This is a genomic window from Paenibacillus sp. FSL H7-0690 (assembly GCF_037980415.1).
GTDB classification, from domain to species: Bacteria; Bacillota; Bacilli; order Paenibacillales; family Paenibacillaceae; genus Paenibacillus_AQ; species Paenibacillus_AQ odorifer.
Genome location: NZ_CP150281.1, coordinates 1,484,321 through 1,497,460 on the forward strand (window position 1 = coordinate 1,484,321; position 13,140 = coordinate 1,497,460).

Consider the following 13,140-nt stretch of genomic DNA (forward strand, 5'->3'; position numbering starts at 1 on the left):
CGAGCCGCATTTGAGAGTTTCAGCACAATTTTTGGGAGGTGCTTAGCATGCGGAAAATTTATGTGTTCGATACGACACTGCGAGATGGAGAGCAGTCACCAGGTGTGAACCTCAACACGCGTGAGAAAGTGGAGATCGCTTACCAGTTAGAGAAGCTGGGAATTGATCGCATGGAAGCGGGTTTTCCTGCAGCTTCTCCAGGTGATCTAGCTTCTGTTAATGCGGTGGCAAGAGCTGTGAAGAACGTCACGGTAATCGGCCTTTCTCGTTCTAGAGAGACAGATATTGATGCTGTAAAAGAAGCACTACAGGGAGCGCAGGACCCTTGTATTCATATTTTTCTGGCTACATCTCCTATTCACCGCCAGCATAAGCTACGGATGGATAAGGCTCAGGTGCTGGAAACTGCACAGTCTGCTATCCGATACGCTAAAAAATATTTCCCTAAGCTCGAGTTTTCATTAGAAGACGCGGGACGTACGGAGTATGATTTCATGGCTGAAATGGTCGGCATGGCTATCCGGGAAGGCGCTAATGTTGTTAATATCCCGGATACTGTAGGTTATTTGAATCCTTCGGAGTACGGAGCTATCTTTAAATATCTAAAAGAGAATGTGCCTGATATTGAACGCGTACAGCTTAGTGCCCATTGTCATAACGATCTTGGTATGGCTACAGCAAATACGCTGGCTGCGATTCAGAATGGTGCAGATCAGATCGAAGGAACGATCAACGGTATCGGTGAACGTGCCGGGAACACAGCGATTGAGGAAGTTGCGCTAGCGCTTGAGACACGGGCTGAATTTTTTGGCGCAAAAACATCGCTTACGTTATCCGAGATCTCTCGCACAAGCCGTCTGGTCAGCAAGCTGACAGGTATGGTGGTTCCAGGGAATAAAGCGATTGTAGGAGCTAACGCATTTGCTCATGAATCGGGTATTCACCAGGACGGGATGCTGAAAGAGAAAACTACCTACGAGATCATGACACCGGAGACTATTGGACTTAAAGAGAGCAAGCTGGTACTCGGCAAACACTCTGGACGGCACGCTTTCCGCGATAAGTTGAGTGATCTTGGGTATGATTTGTCCGAAGAAGAGCTGAACACCGCTTTTTCTAGATTTAAGGATTTGGCAGATAAGAAAAAAGAAGTATCAGATGAAGACATTTTGGCTTTGATTGAAGAGAAATTAATTGATACGCCAGAAGTCTTTAAGTTGCAAACGATGTTCGTTACTTATGGTAATGAAGCTGTTCCAACCGCCAAGGTTATTATTGCGGGTCCGGAAGACCAGCCGATTGTAGCTGAGGCCGAAGGTAATGGTTCAGTAGATGCCATCTACAATGCTATTGATAAAGCCACGAATGAGGAAGTTACCCTTGGAGATTATTCGATTAAATCGGTCTCCCGTGGTAAAGATGCGCAGGGTGAGGTTCATGTGGTGCTTTCGCAGGGAGAAGTAGCTGCACAAGGCCGTGGACTTAGCACCGATATTCTAGAAGCAAGTGCCCGCGCTTATATTGATGCGCTGAACAAGCTTCTGGAGAAGCGTAAGACTTACACCAAACGTGATCACGCTAGTCTATAAGATGTACAATGTTATTTTTATTTTCCATTAAGTAGTAAATACGACAGGGATATGCGAGTTATTGCGCATATCCCTGTTTTTTTTTGCAATAAAAAGATCTCCAAGACTGCAATAGGACGCTGTTCAGATTATGTATAGATGGACTATTTACAATAGTTGTTAGGTTTCAAATTTATATCATGAGAAAGCGTCAAGGAGGTTAATGCGGGGGAGTAGAGTACGGGATTCAAAGGATAAAGCTTAGGAAAAGCACGATAAACGGAGTGACAAAGGAGGCATTTTTAATAATGTTATCAAAAAAGAAAATTAGCGCATTGCTCGTAGTATTCTTGCTTGTGACGCAATGGGCTTACAGCTTTGGCTTTGGAGTCAATTCGCAGGCATATGCGAGTGGCAACGGTACTGTAATTGGAGATGACCTCATTACTAGTGTTACGCTTGCTGTATACACCGATGATAAATACACAAATACGGTTACAGAAAGTGTATATGAACTTGATTCCTATTCGGAATTGAACTATACATGGTCACTTCCAGATGGGCATGGATATAAGGATGGGTCCACCTATACCTTTGATCTTCCAACACAGTTTGAACTTTATAACGATCTGAATGGTGATCTTATTTTTGACGATGAGCCTGTAGGGACTTATACCGTCGACAAAAATACTAACCGCGTTGTATTTACATTTAATGCTTATATCGAAACCCACGATAAAGTGGGAGGGACTTTCTCCGTTAGGTCGCTTTTGAGCTCCAAGAAAATTACAGGCTCCACGAAGCAAACCCTGATTTTCCCGATACAAGGCGGTACTCAGACCATTGAGCTTAATTTTAAGCCGAAGGTTAGCTCTACTATAGAAAAAGACGGTTCGCCTAAGCCGCAGTATTATAACCCAACAAGCATCGCTTGGACGGTTGATGTGAATAAGGCACTGGAAAGCGTAAAAAATGCAGTGGTCACAGACACACTCCCTGCGGGATTATCACTGAATACGGTATCTATTGCTGTTTATGAGCTTGATGTGAAGGTCGATGGGACTGTGAGTCTTGGCAATCTAGTGGACAGCAACAAGTATGATGTGACAGGATCCACTTTGGGAGAGTTAAAGCTGAAATTTGCGGATAACCCGCTTACTAAAGCTTACCGGATTGGCTTCTCTACGGATATTACTGGTACTGGTGTAGATGCGAAAACCTTTTTGAATGAGGCAGTCTTAACAGGAGATAACGGATTTTCTAAAAAGGCTAGCACTACAGTTACAGTAGGACGTGGCAAACCACTATCGAAAGAGTCCACCAATTACGATGCAGCGAATCAGGTGATTTCCTGGGCTGTTAATTTCAATTACAATGAAAAAACAATTTCAGCGGCAAATGCTATTTTGAAGGATACATTCAATAACACTCAAGATCTAATTCTCAACTCGGTTAAAGTTTATCCTGTAACGATCGACAGTAATGGCAACGGGGTTAAAGGCGCGGAAATCGCTTCAAGCGAATATACAATAACTCCAACAACTGCAACGGGATTAAATGGTTTTGATCTGAAATTTAACAATGATATAAATTCTGCCTACCGTATTGAATATCAGACAAAGGCAAACGGCAGAGTATTTGTTGATGGTCAGATTACGAACAAGATTACTTATGATGGAAAAACAGAAACGGGTTACAGTGATATCAAGCAGCAAATTCTCCATAAAAATTATAGTAACGTTAATTATGCGACTAAGACCCTCGATTGGACTATCCAAATTAACGATGACAGCAAGACTATGGAAAATCTAGTGGTGACAGATACTTTTGGCAATGCTGGATTAAAGCTTGTCCCGGGTACATTAAAGGTTCAACCAACTAAAGGTGGAACTGCTACCGTCCATAGTGTTGTTTACAATGCGCATGATCCGGTTGCAGTAAACGATGGATTTGTGATTACTTTTAATGCGCCGATAAATGAGCCTTACACAATTACTTATACAACAAGCTTTAACTATGATTGGCTGGCTCCGGGCAAAACTCAATTCACTAATACAGGTGCACTCGATTGGAAAGAAACGGTTAATGGGGTGCAGGAGTCTAAGCATAAAGAAGCGACCGGAACCTTTAATCCAAGAGATGAGGTTAAAAACAATGGGAAGAAGAGTGGTTCCTACAATGCTGTAACTAAGGAAATCACTTGGAACATTGGGGCTAATTATAATCAGAAAACGTTAATCCAAGCTCAACTGGTTGATACCATTTCAGCTGGCCAAGTTGTAAATATGGATTCTGTGAAAGTGAATAAATGGGAGTATGGAAAGGATGGAAATCCTTCTCCTCAAGCTAGTGTGAATTCCGCGGACTATAAAGTGGAGCTGGATGGCAGTGAGCTGAAGGTGACATTTAATAAAACGATTAATTATGCGTTCTACGTCACTTTCAAAACAACGTTCGCGGATCAAGCGATTGATTCAAATGAAATTAAAAATACAGCTACGTTATATGACGGTGCGAAAGTAGAGTCCGCTAAACTGCAAGCTTCTGTTAATATCCCTCAGGGCGGGGAATACGTTAACAAAGAAGGTGCGCAGGATGGCAATAAAATACATTGGACGGTTTACATCAACCGTAACCAATCTTTTGTAAAAGAAGCGGTAATTACGGATATTCCAAGCGACAATCAAATCCTGCTGTCCAATACATTCCATGTCTACAAAACGAAAGTTGCAAGCAATGGGGATGTAACATCGACCAACCAAGAATTGGTGAGTGGTACAGATTATAAGCTGGAAATCACTACGGATAATGACGGAAAAGAAAGCTTTAAGCTTAGTTTCCTGAAGGATATTTCCGAAGCTTATATTTTGAAATATGACTCCCTGATCACAGCACAAAACAATGATAAGGTAACCAATCAGGTTAGTTTCGATGGTAAAAACATCAAGGTAGTTCCAGGTGTAAGCACCGAGGAAATTATCGTTAAGCTCTCTAGCGGCTCCGGCACAGGAAGCGGCGTAAGAGGACCGTTGACGATTACCAAAGTAGAAGACGGGAATACGAGTAAGGTGTTAAGTGGGGCCGTTTTTGATCTGTATCGGGTAGTTGATGCCGATAAGATCTGGATTAAGGAAGGCACTACGGATACAAACGGGATACTTGAATTTACCAAACTGACAGGTGGGAAATATGTATTAATTGAGAAAACAGCGCCTGCTGGTTATGTTCTTGATCAAACACCACATGAAGTGACTATTTCTTCGACGACAGGGATAAGCCTTGAGGTAAAAAACAAAGTTCCGACACCAACAGCAACGCCTATACCGACCGTAACGCCAGCACCAACGGTAACACCAACGCCAGCGCCAACAGCAACACCAACGTCGACGCCGACAGCAACACCAACGTCGACACCGACAGCAACACCAACGTCGACGCCAACAGCAACGCCAACGTCGACGCCAACAGCAACGCCAACAGCAACGCCAACGTCGACACCGACAGCAACACCAACGTCGACGCCGACAGCAACACCAACGTCGACGCCAACAGCAACACCAACATCGACACCAACAGCAACACCAACGTCGACGCCGACAGCAACACCAACGTCGACGCCAACAGCAACGCCAACGTCGACGCCGACAGCAACACCAACGTCGACGCCGACAGCAACACCAACGTCGACGCCGACAGCAACACCAACGTCTACTCCAGAGGAACCGACAGGTCCTATCTGGACACCATCACCGACTCCGGAAGTAGTCGTTACTTCTACGCCAACGGCAACACCAGTTGTGGTGGCAACACCTTCGCCAACACCGATGGTAACGCCAGTGTCGACGGCAACGCCAACAGCTACTCCAAGCCAGCCTGTGGCAACTAGTACGCCTGTTGTTCCGCAGGTAACTCCACCTGTGCAGAAAGAGATTACCAATGAAGATGTTCCTATTGAAGGTGAAATTCCACTTGGGGGAGTGCCAAGCCTGGGAGATGAGCCGGGACATGGTAAAGTAATTATTACTAAGGATGGCAAATGGGTCTACACACCTGATCCGGGCTATATTGGTAAAGATAAGTTCACCATTATTGTTACAGATGAGAATGGAAATGAAGAAGAAATCCTCATAGAGATTGATGTGGAGGAAGTACCAAAGGGTACAGTCACTAAGCCAGGAAATAACAGCAATAAACCGACTCAGCTTCCGAAAACAGGAGAAGACAGCGCGTTTCCGATCTACTTGGTTGGTGGGAGTCTAGTACTTTTAGGGTTTGTATTAACAAGACGATTCAAACGTAATAACTAGGAAGGTAATAATAAAGACACCCGGTTTTATCCGGGTGTCTTTATTATGTCTTGATAGGTTATTTAGCTCATCGCACTCTATGGTTAAGCTGCTCCCATTGCTCGTACCATTGCTCAACGCTGGCTGGAAGGCCAAGGTTAAGTTCCTTTTGGAACAAATCCTTGAGCAGCTTGTACTGCTCTTCCACAGCGGAACGTTCTCCAATACTGTCGTAGACCTTCATTAATCCTAAATGCCCTTGTTCAAAATAAGGCTGTAGCTGCACTACTCGTTGATAGACAGTAACGGCCTCGGCAATTCTGTTGCTTTCTATATAAAATTGGGCTATGCCCATTGCATGGTGCAGCCAAATGGTACGAAGGCGTTGCCGCTCACTTTCAGCCCATAAATAATCATAATCGTCAAAGTAATCTCCAGAATAAAGCTCGAATAAAACTTGATGCTCCGCACAATTAACTTCACTGATGGTTTCCAGAGCCAGGATACCCTGTTCCCACTTATCTACATCAATCAACATTGATCCGGTTTCAAGGGTATAGCCTTCCCCCCCGCTAAGGTTGCTGATATGCAGGTCGACTTCATTCTGCTTTAAGCATTGCCGGACTTGATAAATTGTTGTATAGAGATGGGTAGAGGCCTTTTTCAGATTGAAGTCTGGCCACAGCAGTTCAATCAGCATGTCTTTACTTACGAAGCGGTTGCGATTATGGAGCAAAAAGGCAAATAACTCTTGGGCCTTAGAGGTTCTCCAACGCAGATTATTCAGAGATTGTCCGCCTCGTTCAAAACGAAGCGATTGAAGACAACGAATGGTTACCTCTTCTTTTGCAATTATGAGTTTTGGTGCAAGTGCTAATCTTTCTTCTAACCGCTGGACAGCTTTCAATAGTCGGTCATTTCGCACAGGCTTCAAAATATAATCGAGCGCATTAATCTCAAAAGCTTCCACAGCATAATGGTTATACGCGGTAACGAAGATAATATTTGCATTTGGACAGGCCTCTTGGAGCATCTCCGCAGCTTGAAGACCATTAATTTCAGGCATTTCAATATCAATAAAAATAACGTCAGGATGATAAGACGGAGCCTCTTGAATGGCCTGTGAGGGGTCCGTATAGGAAGCGGCTATATGTAAAGATGGTATTTTTTTTAACATAAACTCTAATTTCACAAGGGCAAGCCGTTCATCGTCAACTAATATTGCCTGAATCATTATTAATCACCACTCAGATATAGTATTTTAGCCAAAATACGTCGAATCCTTACTTGATATTTCGGTTCACAATAGTTTGTCTGTTAATCAGAAAGTTTTCGAAGCGGATTTTTTTTGTCAGAAGGAATAATAAAACTCACAGAAGTTCCTTTCCCTTCGGAGCTTTTAATCTGCAGCCCTTTTCCGTAGACCCGCAGCAGCCGTTTATGTGTATTTAAAAATCCGATTCCTCTTGCATCATTAGACGGATTGCTGAGCAACTGCTGGAGTTGTTCGTTTTTCATGCCTTGGCCATTGTCTGATATCGTGATTTCAATATCGCCAGCTTGTTCCTTGATGGTTATGGACACCGTTCCTCCTTGGGAGCGACTCAAAATACCATGCCGGACAGCATTTTCAACCAGTGGCTGTATAGTCAGAGGCGGCAGCTGAAAATGCAAGCTTTCCTCATAATCCCAAAGAATGGTCATCCTATCTTCAAAGCGCTCCTTTTCTATGTAGAGGTAGGCATGAACAAGCTCAAGCTCTCGTTCAATCGGTATCATAGGCTCAGCATTCAGGAAATTGAAGCTTAAACGCAAATAAGAGCTGAAGGCATCCACAAGGTGACTCATTCTATTAATATCAAAAGAAGCCAGCGCGGATATTGAATTTAATGTGTTGAACAAGAAATGTGGTTGTATTTGCGCTTGAAGATAGGCAGCTTCCACACGAAGCCGTTCGTTTACGGACTGTTTTAGATCTGTTAAGGAGCGTACACGGGCCTTCAGCTCTATTGCATTCATAGGCTTCATTACATAGTCATTTGCACCTGAAATAAAACCGGTATAAATATCTTCCGCTTGGCCTCGTGCCGTCAGAAGCAGAATGGGAAGCTCAGCAATGGTGTAACGTTCACGAATTCTATGCGCCAGCTCATACCCGGACATTTGTGGCATCATTACATCTGTAATAATTAAATCCCACTGAACGGTATCCAGCAATAGTAAAGCATCGTTTCCGCTGGTCACCGTAACGATTTCATAGTCCTTGATGGAAAGTACGTTGGTAAGTATTTTTAGATTAACCTGATCATCATCTACAGCCAGAAGCTTGGGTCTCCTTCCATGGTCTGATGAAACGATACCCGGTGCGGTTAATTTGGATAAAGTGATCATAGATGGCGTGTCTGAGAATTCAGTCATAGAGGGCAGTTCTGAACTCAATACCCGGCTGGTTGAATCGTATAATGGCATTGTGAATGTAAAGGTAGTACCTTCTCCAAGTGTAGAGACTACACTTATTTTCCCGCCGTGAAGTTCAACTAACTGCTTGCTGGTGCTTAATCCAAGCCCGATGCCACCGCTAACTTCGTTCATGCTGGAATCGCCCTGTTCATAGGGCTGGAAAGCTCTGAGCAACGTCTCCTCGTTCATGCCAAGACCCGTATCCGTAATATGAATCTGCGCCGATTTTTTATGAATATCTGCATGGATTCTTATCGTGCCTACAGTCGTATATTTAACAGCATTTTGAAGCAGATTGAACAAGATCTGAATGAGTCTTTTTTCATCAGCCACAATAGAAGGGAATGAATCTGGTATTTCTGAGATTAAGGTTAAAGATTTCCCTTCCGTTAAGAATTTGAGCATATCAAGCACACCCACTGCGAAGGATTGGATCTTAAGTTCTCTGAGCTGCAATTGTATATTGCTTTCACGGAGCTGGGATTGATCCAGCAGATCGTCTACCAGAAGAGACATACGTCTTCCAACGGTAATGAGCAGTTTTAAATTCTCAGCATTTTGATGCGTTACAGTGTCACGCTCGCTGTCCAGGACAGTTTCGGCAATGTTAATGATACTGTACAGCGGATTTTTTAATTCATGTGAGGTGTTAGCCAAAAAAGCATCCTTTTGTGTAACACTTCTCTGCAGGCTGTGCGCCAGTTTTTCTGTCTCCTTGGTATTCCAGTGATATCGCTTAAATCCAAAAGTCGCAAAGCACAAAAAGGCGATAATTAGATCAAAAGGATAATAGGTAACGTTAACCCAGTTATAATTCTTGAACATTCCCCAAAGTGTGCTGTTAACGATGGCAAACATAGATAACAACAGGAAAATAGAGCCTTCGTAATTTTTAATAATAGATCTCAGAAAAAGAATTACGACACCTAATGCTAAAACTAATAAATTTATGCCGAAAATCAGTGTGTGAAATTCATAATAGTGAACAACGGGTCCAAATAATATGAACAGGATGTCTACTACGGACAGGATGGTTAGGATACGAATACTTTTTATTTTTAAATCCGCGAACAAAAGATGTTTGCTTGTCTGCAGGATAAAAATAAATACAGCAATATAAGAGATGTAAAATAGTTTGAAATTCCATTGATAGTTCAAGGGAAATACGTGCAATAGAAGCCTGTCATCATCTATGAGTACGGTAGTTATAGCGGATATTACCAGTAGAAAAAAATAGATCAACATCTTTTGCCGCAGCCCAATTATATATAAAATAACAGCATATACAGCGTGCAGTATTAGAACAACACATAATAGCAACTGTAGGCTAATAGAGAGCAGTCTTTCCTGTGTTAAAGCTTTTTCGCTGCCAAATACAATCGTTTTAGAAATTCCTCCCGTTTGGGAAAAGGAATAGTTGGCTACATGGATCACAATTTCAAGTTCACTTTTATCGGTTGTAAAGGATACTGAATAAGGCAGTATGTACGGAATATAGTGTTCTTTACTCTCAGCAGGAGTGCCAGAGCTGTCCAGCCGTTCACCGTTGATATACACTTCTGAAGAGGACCGAGCTCCGGAAATTAGAAGACTATAGGATTGCTTCTTATGATTATCTGTTAGGACACGTAGCCGATAGGAGCCGTAGCCATAAGCAGATTTATCGCTATCGCTAAGGGCATCTTTCCAGTTCCCCGGGACTTGTATATATTTTGCAGGAGCAGCAGTTACAGATTGTTCGTTGAATGAAGGAAGCAGCATACCCGGATAGAACTCCCACTGCCCACTTAAAATAAGGAGTTTGTCCTGATTCCATTGTTTATCCCGTAAATCCAACACACCATTGATCAGTGGTGGTTGTGTGGTGTGCGGAGAAATCTTTACCCATAGGATACGGAATCCAGTGAGTACAATAAGAAACAATGCGATAATTAAGAAGAGTTTTCTTTTAGTCATAGTAGTTAAACATTATTCGACAACAAACTATATATTCCTCTCTTCAGCCTATTTCAAAAAAACCAAAAAAATTTATGTATAGGTTGCAGGGGAGAACGATTGGTTGGCGTCTAACGTTATGAAGGTTAAGGAGGGGAGAAAGCTGGAAGAGGCAGAATGGATTGCTGCTGTGCTGAACGGTCAACATCAAGCCTTTGGGCATTTGGTGACACGTTACCAAGGCATGGTATACAGAGTATGCGTCAAAATCACAGGAGAAGCCGAATCGGCCAAAGATATGGCCCAGGAGGTTTTTATAAAAGCATATAAAGCGCTCCCCTCTTTCAGAGGACAATCCTCCTTCTCGACATGGCTGTATCGGATTGCCTACCGAACCTGTCTGGACTGGAAACGGGCCAACGATAGGGAGTGGAAGTACCGAAGTGCAGCTGATTACACAGAAAATGATTGGGTAACGTCTCAAACTCCGGAGCATGAGGTACTTGAGCAGGAAACATCAGCTGAATTAGGTGAGAATGTGAACAGTCTGGCGGAACCGTACCGGTCGGTCGTCCAGCTGTACTATTTTCAGCGGAATTCCTATCAAGAGATTGCAGAGCAAAAGGGAGTTTCCGTGAAAACAATCGAATCGCAGCTTTATCGAGCCAGACAGATGATGCGTAAACAAAGGGAGGAATGGCGATGAATTGTGCAATAGTGAAGGAATGGATGCCACATTATATAGACGGCCTACTGTCTCCAGAGATGGAGCTGAGTATCCGATTGCACATAGAGTCATGTCCTGATTGCGCAGAGTGGCTGGAGGAAGCCAAGGCAATGTCGGAGCTGTGGTCGGAAATGGATGCTGACAGAGAACAGTTGCAGGCGCAGATGGACTTCCCGGATCTCGCAGCAGATGTTATGACACATATTGAGCAGCTCGAAACAGGGCGCAGATCACGAGCGACTAAGGCAACCAATGTAAGACGTCGTTCTGCCCCAAAAACCTCATGGATTCATTATGGAGTGGCTGCTTGCCTCAGTTTGTTATTGTTGCAGTTTGGGGTATTTGAGAATTTGGCCTATGGCATTACCGAAATAAACGGCCATATGTCGAATTCAGTAACCCAGTGGTTTGGTGGCTTTGGGAGATAGTAATAAAATAATTGATCATCAATAGATGTTTAAATTGGCTAAAGTTTTGCTACCCAAATTTTAGGAGGATGTATTATGATTAAGAAGAGACGTTGGCTCACTTTTATGCTGGCTATGATACCTGGAGTAGGTCATTTGTACTTAGGTTTTAAAAAGCAGGGTTTACAGTTTATGATCGGGGCCTCCTTATGTATAATGTTTATTCCGTCCGAGCCCTTGATCTTCCCGTTTGCCCTGGCGGCGCTGTGGTTTTATCAGTTGTTTGATGCCCTGCAGAAGGCGGCTTGGATGAAAATAACGGCTGCTGAACACGAACGAATGATGTTTCATCCAGACAGCTTCGGAGCCCCTTGGACCATGGGTATGTCCTCTATGCCTGGATATCCACATGAAGAGATCAATCCAGCTTGGGTGGGAATCGGCTGTGTTGTTGCTGGATTCCTCATGTTGGTAATCACAGCTTTCCCTACCCTTTGGGATATGCTGACTGAGATCAACATCGGCACGATCTTATTATCAGTGGGTCTGATTGCGTACGGACTGAAGATGTTAAGGAATAATACGAGAGCATAAGAAACGGGGATTTAACTATGGGGAGATGGAAAATAGGAAGTTTCACAGCAGCCTTGGGCTGCATTGCCCTTGGTGTCATTATCGTGATGGCTCAGTATGATATGATCAGCTATGAGGTGCTTGGTTTTTTATGGCCGGCGTTGTTGGTCTTATTCGGACTTGAGATGTTGATTAGACTTTTTATCAAATCCGATGTCAAAAGCCGTGTAAGCGGCTGGGCCATCCTGTTAATTATTGTGCTGATCGGAGCAAGTGGTGCTCAGACAGTAATGGCCGGAGGTTCACTCAGCAATCTGATCGGTAATACACATCTAACTCCGCTTAGTGGGAATGTGGAAGTGAAAGAGAATATTACGACGCTCAAAATCGTACTTCCAAGTGGAAAAGTAAAGGTTGAGGGTGTAGCTGGAAGCTCTTTGGATTATGAGGGAAGTTTACTGCTGCCTGGAAAATCGCAAAGTGATGCTGAAAGTGCATTAGAAAAGAAATGGAAGGTTAGTACTGAAGGAGATACACTGATTATGGAGCTTGATACCGATCATAATTGGTTCTCTAACATTCAGTTTGGATTCAATACCAAAAGTCCTTATTTAAATATAAGTGCACCCAATAACCTTGCTGTTGAGGTTGAGACAAGTGATGGCTCTATAGAAGCCTGGAATCTTAAGTCAGGTATAGAGGTTGAGACAAGTAATGGTGCATTAAATATTCATGATATTGTCGGCGAAGTGGATGCACATACCAGCAATGGGTCACTATCCGTACAGAATATCCAAGGTGAAGTTGAACTTGTGAGCTCTAATGGAGCCATAGTATTGGATAACATTGATGGGGCGTTGTCAGCCAAGAGCAGCAATGGCAAAATTACTATAAACTCAGCAGTGACCGGAAACTGGAAATGTACATCCAGTAACGGAAAGATTATAGTGGGCTTACCGGCCGTGTCGGATGCGAAGATTATTGCAGATACAAGTAATGGCTCGCTGAAGGGGAATGTACCCTGGGATCGGGACGGCGATAGCTATGGTACCGCTGTGCTTGGTAAAGCCACGTATACTGTGGATTTAAGCACGAGTAATGGAAGTGTGACCGTGGACACAGCTGAATAAGTATGAGTAAAAGGGAGCTGAGGCTTCAGCGAATGGATTCTGCTGAGGCCTCAG

General features: G+C 43.4%; 8 protein-coding genes. 6 read left to right on the top strand and 2 right to left on the bottom strand.

All coding sequences use genetic code 11. The annotated features are described in order from the left end of the window. The first annotated feature begins 47 nt into the window (after nucleotides 1–47). A complete protein-coding gene (locus tag MHI32_RS06645; RefSeq protein WP_038569217.1) occupies nucleotides 48–1,589 on the top strand; it encodes a 2-isopropylmalate synthase in 1,542 nt (513 codons plus the stop codon). Nucleotides 1,590–1,876: 287 nt separating this feature from the next. Further along, nucleotides 1,877–5,875, top strand: a complete 3,999-nt coding sequence (locus MHI32_RS06650) for a collagen binding domain-containing protein (protein WP_340012057.1) — start codon at nucleotides 1,877–1,879, stop codon at nucleotides 5,873–5,875. A 67-nt stretch (nucleotides 5,876–5,942) separates the two neighbouring features. On the opposite strand, the gene MHI32_RS06655 is transcribed toward MHI32_RS06650, so the two are convergent. Then, a complete protein-coding gene (locus MHI32_RS06655) occupies nucleotides 5,943–7,088 on the bottom strand; it encodes a response regulator (protein WP_339189968.1) in 1,146 nt (381 codons plus the stop codon). A gap of 83 nt (nucleotides 7,089–7,171) precedes the next feature. After that, nucleotides 7,172–10,270 carry an ATP-binding protein gene (locus tag MHI32_RS06660; protein WP_340012058.1) on the bottom strand — a complete coding sequence of 1,033 codons (3,099 nt, stop codon included), beginning with the start codon at nucleotides 10,268–10,270 and terminating at the stop codon, nucleotides 7,172–7,174. Nucleotides 10,271–10,373: 103 nt separating this feature from the next. Here MHI32_RS06660 and MHI32_RS06665 point away from each other — a divergent pair, with 103 nt between their 5' ends. From MHI32_RS06665 to MHI32_RS06680, 4 genes are all read left to right on the top strand, one after another. Beyond that, complete coding sequence (locus MHI32_RS06665; protein WP_076125482.1) at nucleotides 10,374–10,955, top strand: RNA polymerase sigma factor; 582 nt, start codon at nucleotides 10,374–10,376, stop codon at nucleotides 10,953–10,955. Further along, the gene (locus MHI32_RS06670) at nucleotides 10,952–11,404 is read left to right on the top strand and encodes a zf-HC2 domain-containing protein (RefSeq protein ID WP_038569222.1); all 453 of its coding nucleotides are present in this window, start codon (nucleotides 10,952–10,954) and stop codon (nucleotides 11,402–11,404) included. Before MHI32_RS06665 ends, MHI32_RS06670 begins: the two co-directional genes overlap by 4 nt. Nucleotides 11,405–11,479: 75 nt before the next feature. After that, nucleotides 11,480–11,977, top strand: coding sequence for a hypothetical protein (locus tag MHI32_RS06675; RefSeq protein ID WP_076125480.1), 498 nt, complete (start codon nucleotides 11,480–11,482; stop codon nucleotides 11,975–11,977). A gap of 17 nt (nucleotides 11,978–11,994) precedes the next feature. Next, a complete protein-coding gene (locus MHI32_RS06680) occupies nucleotides 11,995–13,086 on the top strand; it encodes a DUF5668 domain-containing protein (RefSeq protein ID WP_076125478.1) in 1,092 nt (363 codons plus the stop codon). The last annotated feature ends 54 nt before the right edge of the window (nucleotides 13,087–13,140 follow it).